Raw genomic sequence first — 15,710 nt, 5'->3', positions numbered from 1 at the left:
GCGGCTTCGCTCCACGCTTCCTCCCCACGCTCGGTCACCCTCACGCAGTTGCGCTTCGCTTCGTTCGCTGTGGTCAACTCACGGGAGGACTCGCACCTCCAAGATTGCGCCCATGCTGGGCGCACACGTAAAAAAAGCGGTGGCCGAGGCCACCGCTTTCGCAAAGATAAAACCAGACGATCAGTCCGTTGTTTCCAGCGTCGGATAGTCCGTATAACCTTCGGTGCCACGCGCATAGAACGTCTCGGGAATCGGCGCATTCAACGGAGCATCGACTTCGAAGCGTTTCACCAGATCCGCATTTGCGATGAACAACTGACCCCATGCAACCGCATCCGCATCACCGCGATCAAGTGCTGCCTGCGCGGTTTCCTTCGTGAATTTTTCGTTCGCGATATACACGCCGCCAAACTCCTTCTTCAACAACGGTCCGATGGAATCTTCGGCAACGCGCTCACGTGCAGCAATGAACGCAATCTTGCGTTTGCCGAGTTCGCGTGCCACATAACCGAAAGTTGCGGCGCGATCGCTGTCGCCCATGGTGTGCGAGTCGGCGCGCGGCGCGAGATGCATGGCAACACGATCCGCGCCCCACACTTCAATGCAGGCGTCCACCACTTCGAGCATCAGACGCGCGCGGTTTTCAACCGGGCCGCCGTAGATGTCGGTACGCTTGTTCGTGCTGTCCTGCAGAAATTGGTCGAGCAGATAACCGTTCGCGCCGTGGATCTCTACGCCGTCGAAACCGGCAAGCTTCGCGTTCTCCGCACCTTTGCGGAAAGCCGCCACCACACCTGCGATTTCATCGAGTTCCAATGCTCGCGGCGTCACGAATTCGCGCTGCGGACGCACGAGACTTACATGCCCCTTCGCAGCGATAGCGCTCGGCGCGACCGGCAAATCGCCATTCAGGAAGATCGGGTCCGAGATACGGCCCACGTGCCACAGTTGCAGCAAGATCGTGCCGCCTGCATCGTGCACGGCTTTCGTCACCAGCTTCCAGCCTTCGACCTGTTCATCTGACCAGATACCCGGCGTTTCGGCGTAACCCACGCCCTGCGGCGTGACGGAGGTTGCTTCGCTCAGGATCAGGCCAGCAGCAGCGCGATCGGCGTAGTACTTCGCCATCAGCGCATTAGGCACGCGTTCTTCGCCAGCACGTTGACGTGTCAACGGTGCCATCACAATGCGGTTACGAAGATTAAAAGCACCTGCTTTGAGCGGATCGAAAAGGTTCGGCATTTTGGAAGCAATCCTAAATAGAGTATGTGGAACATCAGATAGTGTATGCGTCGCGTTTAAAGCGTGCGATGCAGTTGCTCAAGAAAAGCGTTGATCACCGCGTCGTCGCGCCTGAAGAATATCCACTGGCCAACTCGCTTCGACGTAACCAGGCCCGCCTTGTGAAGCGTTGCAAGATGCGCCGACACCGTGGACTGGGACATGTCGCAGCGCGCGTAAATCTGCCCCGCGCACACACCATTCTCCAGCGGAAATTCCTGTTCGCTGAAATATGCCCTGGGTTCGTTGAGCCACGCCAGAATCTCGCGGCGAACCGGATTCGCCAGGGCTTTATGAATAGCGTCAATGTCCATGAAGACGGTAGAAGTTCGAGTTTGTTCAACGGATGAATTCGCGATGAACCGAATTGTATTTCGTAAAAAACCGAAATACAACCAAACCACTACCGCTTGCAAGGGTAATCCCTTACATTTTCAATTCGCTTTGCGCGTGTAACGCAGCCAGACGCTGTCGTTGTCGGTTTGCTCCACGGACGTCAGCGTCAAATAAGCGGGCTGCTTCCATGCGTCCATTGAAACTTCGAACGACGACGGATGTTCGCTGCGGCCATCGACCAGCGGCAGGATCAGAACGCTGACTTCATCGACCAGTCCGGCATTCACGAACGCACCACTGACATGCGATCCGCCCTCCACGATCAGCTTCTTGACGCCAAGCTCTTGCGCGAGCGTTTCGATCACATGGCCGAGATCGATGTCTGTCTTGCCGCCGAAAACGTACGACACGCCAATCGACTGAAGGTACGCAAGGTAATCGTCCGCCACTTGCTCGGTGACGACTTCAATGATGTGCGACTTCAGCGCTGTGTCTGATTTCCACTCGACCAATCCTTTCGGATCGATAGAAATGGCGTACTGATCCGCGTCGCGTTTTGCGAAATGATTCGTACGGGGCACGGGTTCTTCCGCGAGACCCTTGGGGTAACCATCGCCGTGCGCGATTTCCTGCATGGTGACGCGTCCGCAGATCCAGCCATCGGCTTCAAACGTGGCAGCGGTGCTTTCATACAAGTCGGACGCGAAGTCGAGATGCCAGCCATCGGTGAGGCTGCGGCCATCGACGGAAGACATCATGTGGCAAACAATAAAGGGCTTCATGGGAGGCCTGGGTTGGATTGAACAACCGCACTGCAGCAAGTAGCGTTCCGCCGCGTCAGAAGACACTTTTGACTGAAGCGCAGAAGCGTTACCTCTTATAAATAGTTTGCTGGCAGCGCGCGGCGGGTTGTGGTTTCATCGTGCTTCGAACCACTCGCCGGCCGCCCATGGACCTGAAGCAGATTCAATATTTCATCGCGTTGTTTGAAGACGGGTCCGTCACGCGCGCGGCAAAACGGCTCAACATTGTTCAGCCCGCGCTCAGCATGCAGATTTCCAGGCTCGAGGCGGAACTGAACCAGTTGCTCTTCGAGCGCGGCCCGCATGGCATGACGCCAACCGAAGCAGCGCGCCTGATGTATCGGCTGTATGTGCCGATCATTCGCGATATCGATCATGCGCGCGAGCAACTCAGCAGCAGCGACGTAGTCGTCACCGGACGCGTGTCGCTGGGCATGGTTGCGTCGGAAGCGGAAAGCGTGTTGCCCGAATCGCTCGCCACTTTCAACGCGCTGTTTCCGCAGGTGGAGGTGTCGGTGGCGGATGGCTTCAGCGCGCAGCTGATCGATGCAGTGGAAGCAGGCCGGCTCGACGCCGCGGTCATCAACAAACCGCGCGGGCGCCTGACGCTCGATACCCGCGCCCTGCTCGATGAAGAAATGGTGCTCGTGGTCAGCGCGGCGCACGGACGCATTTTGTCCGATGCCATCGACTTGTCCGATATAGGCGACCTCGAACTCGTGCTGCCCACGAGACGCAATGGCTTGCGTGGCGCGCTGGATGCCGCGCTTCTCAACGCGGACATCGTGATCAAGCCGAAGTTCGAGATCGATCTACTGACTACGATCGTGCAGTTCGTGGAACAAAGTGACGTTGCGACCATCATGCCGCGCGTGGTCGTGCAGCGTAAAGTCGACGAAGGCGTGCTGCGCATTCATCACATTGCCAACCCGGTGATCGTGCGGCAGATCGTGTGCGTCAGTCATCCAAAACGGCCGCTTGGCGCGGCCGCGATTGCTCTCATCGACATCATCACCGAAGACATCCGTCGCGTGACCACTGCACCCTGAGCAATCAGCGCGCGGCCTGCGTGTTGCTCTCCAGTTTGCCGCGGGTCTCGGGAACAATGAACGCGCCGACCAAAAAAATCACGCTGATCACGCCCACGAAGATGGCGAGCGTCATCGGCAATTCGCTCGGATCTTTGGCGACCAAGGACACTGCCGTCGGCATCATTCCGCCAATGGCGAAACCTATGTTCCACGACAAACCCGTACCTGTTGCGCGGATAGCGGTTGGAAAACGTTCGTTCAGGAAGATCAGGATTGGCGCATAACCTGCGCTGCCGAGCGCGCTCAGTATCACGGCGTAAAGGCCGATCATGGTGATGCTTTGCGCAGTGGGCAATAACAGGAACAACGCAGGCAAGGCGACGAGCCGCACGAGTCCGATCCAGATGAACGCGCTCTTTCGGCCGATGAAAGTGCTCAGGTGCCCCGCCGCGACCGATGCCACCAATACCCCGACGCTCGCGATCATCAGGATGGCCGCAGCGGCGCCGTTGGGCGCGTGGCTCACCACCTTGAGGAAAGTCGGAAGGTACCCCGACGTCAGGTAATAGCCGCTGCCTCCGCCGATTGTGAGAAGCAGGTTCACGAACAGAATGCCGCGATACTCGCGCGAAAAAAGCGTCTTGATCGGCGATCGAATCACTTCGACCGGCACCGACGGATCACGGTTCGCCGCCTTGGCGGCCTTCTCGGCGGCGAGCTTCTGCCACAGCGGCGATTCTTCGAGCGTGTTAAACACGAACAGGCCGAGTACCGAACTAATGATGCCGGTGAAGAACATGCAGCGCCATCCCCATACATCGAAGAGATCGCCCGGGAAGATTGCCGACATGGTCAGGAATACGACCGATGCCAGCAACGCGCCGAGCCCCGCGCCGCCGCCGCCGATCAACCCGGACACCGCGCCGCGATACTTGGGCGCAACCGATTCCGTACCAATGGTATGCGTCGATGCCACCACGCCGCCCACGAACACGCCCTGCACGAGTCGCAGCAGGAGAAACAGGATTGGCGCGACCAGGCCGGCTTGCGCCACGGTAGGCAACACGCCGAAAAGCGCCGTTGATATCCCCACGCCAACGACCGCGAGAATCATCGCGCCCTTGCGTCCGTGACGGTCCGCGTACGAGCCGAACCATGCCGATCCGAGCGGCCTCATCAACAGCGTTACGGCAAACGATGCATACACTGCCGCCAGCGACAGCATTGCGTGTTCGGACGGGAAGAACAGCCTGCCGACCACCGGCGCGACATACAACAACACGAACAGGTCGAACAGATCGAGTGCCCAACCCAGGCACGAGGCGACGACTGCACCCATGACTTGCCGCGAGTTGACCTCGGGCACCGCGGTGCTTTCCTGAGCTGCAACGGACATTGTTATCTCCTTTAAGGTCACGACGCCGCTCGTTGAGGACGCCGTGGTTATGGCACGTGTTTTTGTTCGTGCTCTTGTTGGCGTTTATGAAATCGTTGTATGCAGATAGATCGTCTTGTTGCTCGTCACGCCGGGCGCGCGTTCGCGGAGCATCGTGTCCGCGATTTTTTCAGCGATCATGATGGTCGGTATATTCGTGTTGGCCGAGGGCAGGCGCGGCATCAGCGATGCATCGACAACACGCAGGCCATGTGCGCCGTGAACGCGGCCTTGTGTATCGGCAACAGCGGCGGGATCGCTCGAAAGACCCATGCGGCAGGTTCCGCTCGCGTGCCATACGCCGAACACATTCGCGTGGATGAACGCGTTCAGCGCGTTGTCGCTGGCGAGCAATGAAGCCATATCCTGACCGCGCGTAAAGAAACGTTCGATCAACATTCGGCGCAACGGCGCGGGTGTATCGAGCAACGCGCCGAGCACCGACGTCAAGATCGCATTGCCCTTGCTCACCCGGCTCAACGCCTTGACACGCGGCGAAAACGCAGCGGGAAAAAAGTCCCGCTGGTCGTGGCCCAAGCCTGATGCTTCCACTACTTTCACGAGCATGCGAACGCCGGCCGCGAGGCGCGCGGTATCGCGCTCGTCGTCGAGGAGATTTAGGTCTACACGTGGAGCAATGGCGGAATCACGGGAAACCAGTTGCACACGGCCACGGGAATACGGCCGGTTGCACCAAAGGAAAAACAAGCCAAGTCGATTGCCGAGCGCATGCCACGCGGCACGCGTGGCGCTCGACAAATACATGTCCGAGACATCGCACCCTTCCACGCCTGACGTAAATCGCGCAGCCGTCATGCTCGCGCGACGGCGCGTGAGCGGCATGCGAAAGCGCGGTTCGAGGAAGTGGCAAAACGTGAGCGACGGATGGTCCTGAAGGTTCCTTCCAACGCCAGGTAAATCGATTGCACAACGAACGCCCAGGGCATCGAGATCGTTCGAATCGCCGATGCCCGCGCGTAACAACATCGCGGGAGACTGCAAAGCGCCGGCCGCCAAAATCACTTCGCGTGCATCGAACCTGATCTGCTCGCCATTCGATGCAACCGCGAGCACGCCTTTCGCCGTAACGCCTTTCATGACGATGCGTTCAACCCGCAGGTTCGCGAAAATAGAAAGGTTTGGACGCTTGCGTGTGGCGGCATCGAGGTAAGCCGTCGCCGTGGTGACGCGGCGGTCGTCGAAGTTCGAAAACGCGCCGGGAAAAAAGCCATCGCCGAATTCCGCGTTCTGATCCTGCAGCGTTGCAAATCCATTGCTCTTCATGCCCTTTGCAAACGCGTGGCAGAACGGCGGCCACTCGTCGGGCATGATGCGGCGAATCGCAATTGGACCGTCCTTGCCGTGCATCGGCTCATTGGGGAAAGTCGTGTCACGTTCGAGCTTCCTAAAGTACGGCAACACGTCGTCCCACGACCAGCCGGTGGCACCGTTCGCGGCCCATTCATCGTAATCACGCGGCAGGCCGCGATTCGCCGATTGCACGTTGATGCTCGATCCGCCGCCCATCACGCGGCCTTGCTCGTAGACACGTTCGGCCGCTTGCCGGGTCGCGCGTGCTTTCAGTCCGGGCCAGATGTAGGTATCGCCACAAAACACGGGCATGGGATAGCTGTCGAGGATCGCTTCGGGCACATTGCCCGGCGGCGTATCCGCGCCCGCTTCGATCAACGCGACGCGCAGCGACGGCACGGCCGAAAGCCGATGCGCCAACACGCATCCCGCCGATCCGCCGCCCACGATCACGTAGTCGAACGCCTCCATGCAATGGCTCCCTTGTCGTTTTATTTTTGCGGTTTAACTTCAGCTGCCGCGAAATACCGGCTTGCGTTTGCCGTGGAACGCTTCAACGCCTTCACGGAAATCATCCGATGTACGCAGCCGGCTATAGCTATGCCCTTCGAGTTCGATAGCGATCGAAAGCGGCGCATCTTCGGTATCGTTGAGCAGCTTCTTTGCCGTGCGTTGCGCCAACGGTGAAAACGCACGCAGTTCATCGACGAGCGCGTCAGTCGTGGCTTCGAGCTGCGCGTCAGCCACGCATTCCACCGCAATGCCCCACTCGTATGCCTGCTTGCCCGGAATGCGGCGCGAGCGCATCACGATGTCCTTGGTCCTGCCCACGCCCACCATCTGCTGCAATCGCGCCGATCCGCCGGAACCCGGGATCTGCCCGAGCTTCTGTTCGGGCAACGCATAGAACGTGGTGTCGGTTGCAATGCGAAAGTCGCAGGCAAGCGACAACTCGAAACCGACGCCAAAACAAAAACCTCGATTCGCCGCGATCACCGGCTTTGAGCAGCGCGCGGGGGCCGCGATGTTCCACGCAAGTTTCGATACATGTTCCGGCGATGCTTCGAGAAAGCCCTTGATATCGCCGCCGCTGGAAAAATGCTCGCCGTTCGCGCGCACGACGATCACGCGCACACGATCGTCTTCATCGAGCGCTTCGAAGGCCGCGCGCAACTGGTCACGCGCGTGCATGGAGATGACGTTTAACGGCGGACGATGCAAGATGATGTCCGCGCGCTCGCGCTGTTCATCGACTTCAATGGAGAAGCCGTCCAGATCCTGCAGCAGCGTCTGGCCACGATGGGTCAGTTGGGTCATTGCTTACTCCTTCGTTGTTTCTGTAGGGTTGATCGAGGTATCGACGTCGTATTCACCGGCCGAGAGCTTGCGGCGCAGGATCTTTCCGACGGGAGATTTAGGAATGTCGTCGACGAAAACATAGTCGCGCGGGCGCTTGAAATTCACGAGATCCGACTCGCGGCACCAGGCGTCGAGGATCGATGAATCGACGTAATCGCGGCGCTTGATGAACGCCACCACCCGCTGGCCCCAGCGTTCGTCCTTCACGCCGGCGACCGCGACTTCATCCACCGCAGGGTGCAGTGACAAGACCGATTCGATGTCCACCGGCGAGATGTTTTCACCACCGCTGATGATCATGTCGTCGACGCGGCCGCTCACGAAGAGGTCGCCGTCCTTGTCGAAGAAACCGGTGTCGCCGGTGAAATACCAGCCGTCGCGCAGAGACTTTGCATTCGCATCCGGGCGATTCCAGTAGCCTTCGAACGCTTCGTCGCCAAGCAGGTCCGCGATGATCTGACCTTCCTCGTTGACCGCGGCGAGGTCCGTTGGCGCGGAGGCGTCGAGTTTGACGACACGCAGCCGCGTATTGATGCCGGCACGTCCCGCGCTGCCCGGCTTGCGCGTTGCGTCCTGGTCGATGCTGAACGTGTACACCTCGGACGAGCCGTAGTGGTTCACGAACAACTCCGGTTCGAATGCGGCGGACAAGCGCTTCAGCAAGCCGTCGCTCATCGGGGCGCCGGCGAAACCCAGCTTCGTGACCGAGCGCGTGTTTGCATCGGCGAAACCTGGAGCGGCGAGCAGATCGTGATAGAGCGTCGGCACGAGATAGAGGCAGGTCAGCTTGAATTCTTTGATCGATGCAAGCGCCTGTTCCGCGTTCCAGCGACGCACGCAAACGAACAGGCCATCGACGAGCGCCATGGCGAGCAATGAACGCACGCCCATGGTGTGATAGAGCGGCATGACGCCGAGCGTGCGCTCGTTGTATCGGTACAAGTTTTGCGCGACGTGCGCGAGCGCTGCGGCGCGCTCATGACGATGACGGCGCGGCACGCCTTTGGCCTTGCCGGTCGTACCCGATGTGTAAAGGATCAGCGAGACATCGTCGGCGGTGGCTTTGGTTGCGATGTCTGGCGCGCTCGATCCCAAAAGCGTCGCGAGAGAGTGGGTGCCGCGTGCATCGTCAAGCGCAATGCGCGGGATCTTCTGCGCAGCTTCACTGCCATGAACGGCATCGGCGGAAACAGGTTCGAACACGATTGCCTTCGCGCCGGAATCGGTCACGCAATAGTCGAGTTCATCCGGCTTCGCACGCCAGTTCAACGGCGTCATGACGATGCCCGAAAACTGGCACGCCCAATGCAACGTCGCCATTTCCCAGCGGTTTTGCAGCACCACGAGCAGGCGATCGCCACGCTCGATACCCACATTCCGCAAGCCGGCTGCAACCTGGCGAATGATGCCGTGCCACTGCGCGTAGGTCAGGCGCACGTCGCCATCGACAAGTGCAAGTGTGTCCGGGCTTCGCTCCACGCTCTGCAAAAAAGTCCGGCCGAGATCAAGCATGTTCCGGCTCCTTGTTCTTTCGCCGGGCGGCAACATCCAGGACGGCGGCGACTATCGGCGTATAGCCGGTACATCGGCACAGATGGCCGGAGAGCATTTCGCGCACCTCGGTTTCAGTGGGTTCCGGCACGCGTCGGAGATAATCCGCGCACGACATCAAGATGCCCGCGGTGCAGAAACCGCACTGCAATGCGTGATGGCGCTGAAACGCTTGCTGCAAGTCGCCAAGCGTCTGGTCCGGCGCGAGACCTTCGACGGTATCCACGCGCCGTCCTTCCACTTGCACGGCAAGCATCAGGCACGAGCGCGCCGCGACTCCATCTACGTGGACCGTGCATGCGCCGCATACACCGTGCTCGCAACCAACATGCGTTCCGGTGGCGCCCAGTTCATGCCGCACGAAGTCCGACAGCAGGTCGCGCGATTCGCAATACCCGCTGCGTTCGCGTCCGTTGAGTGTCAGCACGATCTTGCGGTGTTGGCCGCGATCCAGCTTGACTGGTGATGAGTTGCTCACTTCGCCTCCTCGATTACGCGCCATCCAAGTTGCCGCACCAGATGGCGTCTGTACGTAGCGCTCACGTGAGCGTCGTCCTGCGCATTCAGCTTCCAGCTCAGGTCATTCAAAGCGCCGCGCAAGTCGTCGCCTTGCAGACGCGGCCAGTGCTCGACCACAGGTCTGTCGGCAACACCGCCAACCGCAATGCGAATGGCGGTATCGGTGACGATGGCGGCGCAACCGACCATCGCGAAATCGCCATGTCGCGCGGAAAATTCCGTAAAGCCGTATCGTTCGCCTGCTTTTTTCAGCGGGAAACGCACGGCTTCCACGAGTTCATCGGGTTCACGCGCCGTCATCAACATGCCTTGGAAAAAGTCGTCTGCTTTCAGCGTGCGCTTGCGTTTCTTGGATCGCAGCATCACGTCGCCGCCAAGCAACGAGAGCACGAGCGGCAACTCCGCGCTCGGATCGGCATGCGCGATCGAACCGCAAACCGTGCCGCGATTGCGGATCTGGAAGTGCGAGATATTTGGAAAGGCGAGCGCGAGCAGCGGCACTTCATCGCGTAACGACGCACGCCATTCCACGCTGCCTTGCGTGGCTGCCGCGCCAACGACCAGATGATCCTTTTCGATCCGCACCGCTTCCAGGTCAGCAGTACGCGAGATATCGATCAACACGCGTGGCTGCGCAAGCCGCATGTTGAGCACGGCCATCAGCGACTGGCCGCCTGCCAGAATGCGCGCGTCTTCGCCGGAGTGCGCAAGAGCGTCGAGTGCGTCGTGTGTGGTCGCAGCGCGCAGATAATCGAATGGCGCAGGTTTCATGAGTGTCTCCTGAAACGGCCAAGCAGACGTCCAAGCCACGAGCCGCCATCGGCCTTCACAGGTTTTCCTGCGGCCTGCCGCCCGAGCGATTCGAACAGTTGCCGCAGCACGACCTTCGCCGCGCCTTCGAGCATGCGGCCGCCGACCGCCGCGACCTTGCCCGAGACTTGCGCCTCGTAGTCGTACGTCAGCCGCGTGCCTGTATCGATAGGAGTAAGTTCAACCAGACCATTTCCCCGCGCGCTGCCAAGCGACGACATCCCTGCGCCGGCAAGCCGCAAACGATGCGGTGGATCGAGATCGGACAATCCGATCTCCGCCTCAAAACGCGCCTTGATCATGCCAACGCCAACGGTCACATCCGCGCGATACGTGTTCTCGCCCTTCGCTTCGAGCGCGTGGCAACCCGGGATCACTTTGGCGAGCGCCGCCGGGTCGAGCAGCACTGCGAAGATCGCCTCGGGCGATGCCGGCAGGTCCACGCTGCCCTGCGCGGTCAGCGCCTTCGCGCCCGGCAACGCGGGCTTTTTCTGCTGCGCTTCGCGGAATTCGGGCCGCGAGGGTTCCGGATCGTCGATCCCGATCAGACCCATCACTTTCGACGGTGTCAGCGGCAAGCGAATGTCATCGACACCCAGTGCATCCGCAACCGCGTTCGCCACGCACGGCGGCGTACTCATGTTGTTGCCTTCGCCCAAACCTTTCGCGCCCAGCGGCGTGAATGGCGACGGCGTTTCCATATGCACGATGATCGGATCCGGCACTTCGCATGTTGTCGGCATCAGGTAATCGGCGAGCGTCCCCGACTGAAAACTGCCGTCCGATCCGTAGCGGAACTCTTCCATCAAAGCCGCGCCGAGTCCTTGCGCAAAGGCTCCGCGAATCTGCCCGTCGGCGAGCGCGGGATTCAGCAACGTGCCGGCATCGTGCGTGGTCACATAACGGTCGATACGCACCCGCCCCGTTGCACGATCCACTTCCACGCCGCACATATCGAATGCAAAACCATAAGCCGCCGATGTGTTGATACGGTCCTGTTCATCCGGCGCATCCATGTTCGGCGGCGTCCAGAAGACCGTCTCGCGCAAGCCCGGCTCTTCGCCTGCGGGCAGCAGCGCGGGCGCCCAGTGAGGCGCATTGCTCGCCACGCGGCCGAAGGGCATGGCGCGGTCCGCATCGCCGTCTCTATAGATTCGTCCGCCTTCGAAACGAATCTCTTCGGGCTGGCATTTCAGTTGTGACGAAACGATCCGCGCAAGCTTGTCCCGCACCTTGACCGCCGCAAGATGCACCGTGCCCGCGACCGCGCCCGCGAAGCGGCTCGAATAGTTTCCGGCGGCCACCGACCACGCGTCCTTATGGGTATCGAACTCCACGTTCACCACAATTTCATGCGGCGACAAACCCAGCGCGTCGGCCACGACTTGCGCGCACACCGTCATATGCCCCTGCCCTGCCGGCGTCGACGCGATCGTCACGACCACGCCGCCGAGCAAGTCGACGCTGACCGTTGCGCTCGCAATCGCGCCGCTTTTCGGACCGGCTTTTTTGCGTGCTTCCGCGGGCATCACGGTCGTGATGTAACCCATGTTCGATACCGAAGGCTCGACAATCGCAGCAAAGCCGATGCCGTATAAACGCCCTTCGCTGCGCGCGGTATCGCGGCGTGCCTTCAGCTCTTCGTAGCCGCCTTCGGCAATCGAACGTCGCAACGCTTCCTGATAGTTGCCCGAATCGAGCAACGCACCCGCTGCCGCGCGATAGGGGAATGCATGGGCGGGAACAAAGTTGCGTCGATACACATCGAGCACGTCGAGATTCAGTTCGATCGCGATGCGTTGCATCAGCCTCTCGAGCGCGAAATAAACCTGCGGCCCGCCGAACCCGCGTACGAGGCCCGTAGGCGTCTTGTTCGTCAGCACGACCCGGTTGCGCACAAGCAGGTTCGGAATGTCATAGGCGCCCGTCAGACAGCCATGCATCCGATAAAACGTGGCAGGTTCCGGCGCGCGCAGATACCCGCCGCAATCCTCTGTCTGATCGTAGTTCAGCGCGGTGATCCGGCCATCGTTTTCGACGGCCGCTTCGAGCGTGGTAAGGCGTGCCGTGGCCGATGTCGCCGCACTCAGGTGCTCGAGCCGATCCTCGACATACTTCACTGGCGCATTCGCCTTGCGCGAGGCCAGGCACATCAGCACCACATACGGAAACACGGCCTGCTTGACGCCGAAGCTGCCGCCCGAATCGCGCGGCGCCTTGTGACGAAGGCGGTTCGCCGGCACATTCAACGCCAGGGCCATGACGGCATGCAACGAGAACGGGCCCATGAAATTCGACGTGACGTCGTAGCCTTCATCGCCGGAAAGATACTCGGCGATAACCACGCCGCATTCGATCGGCGCACACGTGTTGCGCGGATAATGCGCTTCGATCTTCACGCGATGCGGCGCGTCATTGAAAGCAGCTTCAGGCTCGCCGTATCGAAAACTGCGATCGCTGATGACGTTCGTCTCGACGCTCGGATGCAGCACGCATGCATCGTCCTTCAATGCACCTTCAATGGATGTCACCGGATCGAGCGTCCGGTATTCGACTTTGATCAGATCGAGCGCGTCTTCAGCGAGCGCCCGCGATTCGGCCATCACGACCGCCACCGGTTCGCCCACATAACGCACGCGGTCCGTTGCGAGCGACCATTGCTCCATCTTCGATTTCACGCCGACGACGAATGGCCGCGACCACGCGCGAAGATCATCGCGCGTCAACACCGCGCGCACGCCTTCAGCGTTCAACGCGTTGCTCGTGTCCAGCGAAACGAGTTCGGCATGCGCGTGCGGCGAGCGGAGAATCGCTGCATGCAATGTACCGGGCTTGATGCCGATGTCGTCGCCGTAGCGGCCGCGACCCGTGAGGATTGCGGGATCTTCGAAGCGCTCGACTGACTGCCCGACATGACGCTTCGGCCTCGTATCGTGCGCGGGTTCCACCACGTCAGAAGCGTGCGCGTTGATTGCAGCAAAGCCGGCTGGTTCACGCTGGTTCATTCGTCGGCTCCGGTGTCGCTGCGCGAACCGAATTCATCGGCAAGACCGCTCCAGCGATTTTCAATCTCGCGATGCTCGACACCGAATAAATCCAGAATACGCCCTACCGTATGGCTCACCACGTCGTCGATGGTCTTCGGGTGCGCATAGAAAGCCGGCACGGGCGGCATCACGATCGCGCCCATTTCGGTGGCGAGCGTCATGTTGCGAAGATGCGCGAGGTTGAGCGGCGTTTCGCGCGCCACGAGGACAAGCCGGCGGCGTTCCTTGAGCATCACGTCGGCAGCGCGCGTGAGCAGGTTGTCCGAAAAACCATTTGCAACGGCGGCGAGGGTTTTCATCGAGCATGGCGCGATCACCATGCCGCTCGTGACAAACGATCCGCTTGCAACCGATGCCCCGACGTCGCGTACGTTGTGCACGACATCGGCAAGACCATCGAGGTCATGGCGCCCGATACCCAGCTCTTGCGCCGCCGTCACCGCGCCCGATGCCGACACGATCAGATGCGTTTCATGCGTGCCGATGCGGCGCAGCGCTTCGAGCAGCCGCACGCCGATCATCGCGCCGCTCGCGCCGGATATGCCGACGACGATACGCTGGAGCTTTTGCGTGCTCGTCATGACTGGCTCAGGTAGGTGTTGAACGCGGCGTTATCGGCGGCGACGAGCGTTTCCAGATCGACAGAGTCATGACCCGGAATACGCACGCGGGTAAACACGTGGCCTGCATAAACGACTGGACGCGTGGCGTCTAGGCCCATCTTCGTGCTGATGCCCTGAAGATGCGATGGTGCATCGTCAGGCTGGCCGACAGTCGTCGACGGGTCCAGCGGCGAGCCTTGCGCGCCTGGAATCAGCACGAGATCGCGATCGGCCTGAAAGCGGGTGGCGATGGCCCATTCAATTTCGGCGGGATCATGGATATCGACATCCGTATCCACGACCACCACCTGCTTGATGTCGTAATGCGCGCCGAACGCGCACAAGATCACGTTCTTCGCCTCGCCCTCGCGCTTCTTCGCAAACTGCACCCAGAGGTGGTAACGGCATACGCCGCCAACCGAAAGATGCACGTCGGTCACGCCGGGATGACTGCGCTGAAGATGCGACAACAGCGTTGCCTCACGAGGGATGGCGCCGAGCAGCAGATGCTCCATTTCGGCAGGAACAATCGTGTGATAAATCGGATTCCTGCGATGCGTCACCGCGGTAACTTCAATCACTTCACGCGCTTCCTGCGCGCTGTAGTACTTCGGAAACTCGCCGAACGGTCCTTCAGCTTCGCGCACGTTCGGCAGGATGCGCCCTTCGATCACGATCTCCGCGAAGGCCGGCACACGTACATCGTTCGTGACGCATTTCACCACCGGCAACGGCGCGCCATGCAACGCGCCGGCAATTTCGAGTTCATCGAAATCGATGGGCGAAATCGCTTGCGACGCGAGCATGGTGAGTGGATCGACGCCGATCGCAACGGCAACATCGAGCGCATCGCCCGCGGCTTCCGCCTCCCTCTGAAACGCGTAGAGATGACGCGGCAACAGCAGGATTGCCATGCGGTCACGCGCGTGAACCTGGATCCGGTTGATGGAGACGTTCTGCACGCCCGTGCGCGGATTGCGCGCAATAACGAGCCCTGCAGTAATGTACGGACCGTTGTCGTGCTCGCTATGCGTGGGAATGGGCAGCAACGCGTGAAGGTCGATGCCATCGGTATGCACGACCTGCTGACAGGCGGCATCGCGCGAGATGACTTCCTTCCATGGCAGCGGGTTATCGGCGGCATCGCGAAAACGTTTCAACAGGTCTTTCTCGGCCACACCCATCGCTTCCGCAATCCACGCGCGCTTCGACATGAAACCGCTGACGACCGGAATCGCGTGATTTCCGGGCGCGAGGAACACTGCCGCCTGCGTGCCGTCGAGCTGTTTTGCGATTGCTGCAAGCTCGTGTTTCAGCGATACCCGCTTACCGATCGTGGCCACGCGTCCGGTGGCCGAAAGATGCGACAGCCAGCCGCGCAACGACAACACGTCGAAATCCTGCTTATCTGCTGCGTGGGTTGCGCCACCGTGCGTTGCGGCTTCGCGTTGATTCATCTTTCGTCTCCTTGTTACTGATTTGAAGGGTAACGAGATGCCGATATAACTTCTAATACTGTTTTTTGATGTCTTCGATCATTCAGGGTGATATCCGTGTTTGCCCCGATGCCACTCCAAACACGACGGGGTATCAATGTGGTGCGCCTTGGCGATGAATGCTCGTCT

The 15,710-nt window shown here is 60.4% G+C and carries 13 protein-coding genes; 1 reads left to right on the top strand and 12 read right to left on the bottom strand.

Annotated features, from left to right (window positions below; all coding sequences use genetic code 11):
* Positions 1 to 180 precede the first annotated feature (180 nt).
* The 3 genes from ASG35_RS24455 to ASG35_RS24445 form a co-directional block, all read right to left on the bottom strand.
* Entirely contained in the window at positions 181 to 1,242 is a 1,062-nt protein-coding gene (locus ASG35_RS24455; RefSeq protein WP_056363679.1) for an alkene reductase, read from the bottom strand.
* Between the two features lie 56 nt (positions 1,243 to 1,298).
* Positions 1,299 to 1,595 (bottom strand): ArsR/SmtB family transcription factor, encoded by a 297-nt coding sequence (locus ASG35_RS24450; RefSeq protein ID WP_056363677.1) that lies wholly within the window; start codon positions 1,593 to 1,595, stop codon positions 1,299 to 1,301.
* Between the two features lie 120 nt (positions 1,596 to 1,715).
* A complete protein-coding gene (locus tag ASG35_RS24445; protein ID WP_056363675.1) occupies positions 1,716 to 2,399 on the bottom strand; it encodes a RibD family protein in 684 nt (227 codons plus the stop codon).
* A gap of 167 nt (positions 2,400 to 2,566) precedes the next feature.
* Between ASG35_RS24445 and ASG35_RS24440 the strand changes: the two genes are divergently transcribed.
* A complete protein-coding gene (locus ASG35_RS24440; RefSeq protein WP_056363673.1) occupies positions 2,567 to 3,469 on the top strand; it encodes a LysR family transcriptional regulator in 903 nt (300 codons plus the stop codon).
* Positions 3,470 to 3,473: 4 nt separating this feature from the next.
* Here ASG35_RS24440 and ASG35_RS24435 read toward each other — a convergent pair whose 3' ends face one another.
* The 9 genes from ASG35_RS24435 to ASG35_RS24395 form a co-directional block, all read right to left on the bottom strand.
* On the bottom strand, positions 3,474 to 4,847 hold the full coding sequence (locus ASG35_RS24435) for an MFS transporter (protein ID WP_056363671.1): 1,374 nt from the start codon (positions 4,845 to 4,847) through the stop codon (positions 3,474 to 3,476).
* An 84-nt stretch (positions 4,848 to 4,931) separates the two neighbouring features.
* On the bottom strand, positions 4,932 to 6,668 hold the full coding sequence (locus tag ASG35_RS24430) for a GMC family oxidoreductase (RefSeq protein ID WP_056363669.1): 1,737 nt from the start codon (positions 6,666 to 6,668) through the stop codon (positions 4,932 to 4,934).
* A gap of 39 nt (positions 6,669 to 6,707) precedes the next feature.
* A complete protein-coding gene (locus tag ASG35_RS24425; protein WP_056363667.1) occupies positions 6,708 to 7,514 on the bottom strand; it encodes an enoyl-CoA hydratase/isomerase family protein in 807 nt (268 codons plus the stop codon).
* Between the two features lie 3 nt (positions 7,515 to 7,517).
* Positions 7,518 to 9,068 (bottom strand): AMP-binding protein, encoded by a 1,551-nt coding sequence (locus ASG35_RS24420; RefSeq protein WP_056363665.1) that lies wholly within the window; start codon positions 9,066 to 9,068, stop codon positions 7,518 to 7,520.
* Positions 9,061 to 9,585 (bottom strand): (2Fe-2S)-binding protein, encoded by a 525-nt coding sequence (locus ASG35_RS24415; RefSeq protein ID WP_056363662.1) that lies wholly within the window; start codon positions 9,583 to 9,585, stop codon positions 9,061 to 9,063. Before ASG35_RS24415 ends, ASG35_RS24420 begins: the two co-directional genes overlap by 8 nt.
* Positions 9,582 to 10,397 carry an FAD binding domain-containing protein gene (locus ASG35_RS24410; RefSeq protein WP_056363660.1) on the bottom strand — a complete coding sequence of 272 codons (816 nt, stop codon included), beginning with the start codon at positions 10,395 to 10,397 and terminating at the stop codon, positions 9,582 to 9,584. Before ASG35_RS24410 ends, ASG35_RS24415 begins: the two co-directional genes overlap by 4 nt.
* Positions 10,394 to 13,441, bottom strand: a complete 3,048-nt coding sequence (locus ASG35_RS24405; RefSeq protein ID WP_056363658.1) for a xanthine dehydrogenase family protein molybdopterin-binding subunit — start codon at positions 13,439 to 13,441, stop codon at positions 10,394 to 10,396. The genes ASG35_RS24410 and ASG35_RS24405 overlap by 4 nt, the downstream gene beginning before the upstream one ends.
* Positions 13,438 to 14,064 carry a UbiX family flavin prenyltransferase gene (locus tag ASG35_RS24400; RefSeq protein ID WP_056363656.1) on the bottom strand — a complete coding sequence of 209 codons (627 nt, stop codon included), beginning with the start codon at positions 14,062 to 14,064 and terminating at the stop codon, positions 13,438 to 13,440. The genes ASG35_RS24405 and ASG35_RS24400 overlap by 4 nt, the downstream gene beginning before the upstream one ends.
* Entirely contained in the window at positions 14,061 to 15,542 is a 1,482-nt protein-coding gene (locus ASG35_RS24395; protein WP_056363654.1) for a UbiD family decarboxylase, read from the bottom strand. Before ASG35_RS24395 ends, ASG35_RS24400 begins: the two co-directional genes overlap by 4 nt.
* Positions 15,543 to 15,710 lie beyond the last annotated feature (168 nt).

The sequence above is a fragment of the Burkholderia sp. Leaf177 genome (assembly GCF_001424345.1).
Taxonomy (GTDB): domain Bacteria; phylum Pseudomonadota; class Gammaproteobacteria; order Burkholderiales; family Burkholderiaceae; genus Caballeronia.
The sequence above is the reverse complement of the archived record's forward strand: the minus strand, read 5'-3'. Positions and strand labels throughout refer to the sequence as shown.

Bases quoted from the DNA above. Each gene is read 5' to 3' on its own strand.
- ASG35_RS24455 (WP_056363679.1), bottom strand. From the start codon at position 1,242: ATGCCGAACCTTTTCGATCCGCTCAAAGCAGGTGCTTTTAATCTTCGT.
- ASG35_RS24450 (WP_056363677.1), bottom strand. From the start codon at position 1,595: ATGGACATTGACGCTATTCATAAAGCCCTGGCGAATCCGGTTCGCCGC.
- ASG35_RS24445 (WP_056363675.1), bottom strand. From the start codon at position 2,399: ATGAAGCCCTTTATTGTTTGCCACATGATGTCTTCCGTCGATGGCCGC.
- ASG35_RS24440 (WP_056363673.1), top strand. From the start codon at position 2,567: ATGGACCTGAAGCAGATTCAATATTTCATCGCGTTGTTTGAAGACGGG.
- ASG35_RS24435 (WP_056363671.1), bottom strand. From the start codon at position 4,847: ATGTCCGTTGCAGCTCAGGAAAGCACCGCGGTGCCCGAGGTCAACTCG.
- ASG35_RS24430 (WP_056363669.1), bottom strand. From the start codon at position 6,668: ATGGAGGCGTTCGACTACGTGATCGTGGGCGGCGGATCGGCGGGATGC.
- ASG35_RS24425 (WP_056363667.1), bottom strand. From the start codon at position 7,514: ATGACCCAACTGACCCATCGTGGCCAGACGCTGCTGCAGGATCTGGAC.
- ASG35_RS24420 (WP_056363665.1), bottom strand. From the start codon at position 9,068: ATGCTTGATCTCGGCCGGACTTTTTTGCAGAGCGTGGAGCGAAGCCCG.
- ASG35_RS24410 (WP_056363660.1), bottom strand. From the start codon at position 10,397: ATGAAACCTGCGCCATTCGATTATCTGCGCGCTGCGACCACACACGAC.
- ASG35_RS24405 (WP_056363658.1), bottom strand. From the start codon at position 13,441: ATGAACCAGCGTGAACCAGCCGGCTTTGCTGCAATCAACGCGCACGCT.
- ASG35_RS24400 (WP_056363656.1), bottom strand. From the start codon at position 14,064: ATGACGAGCACGCAAAAGCTCCAGCGTATCGTCGTCGGCATATCCGGC.
- ASG35_RS24395 (WP_056363654.1), bottom strand. From the start codon at position 15,542: ATGAATCAACGCGAAGCCGCAACGCACGGTGGCGCAACCCACGCAGCA.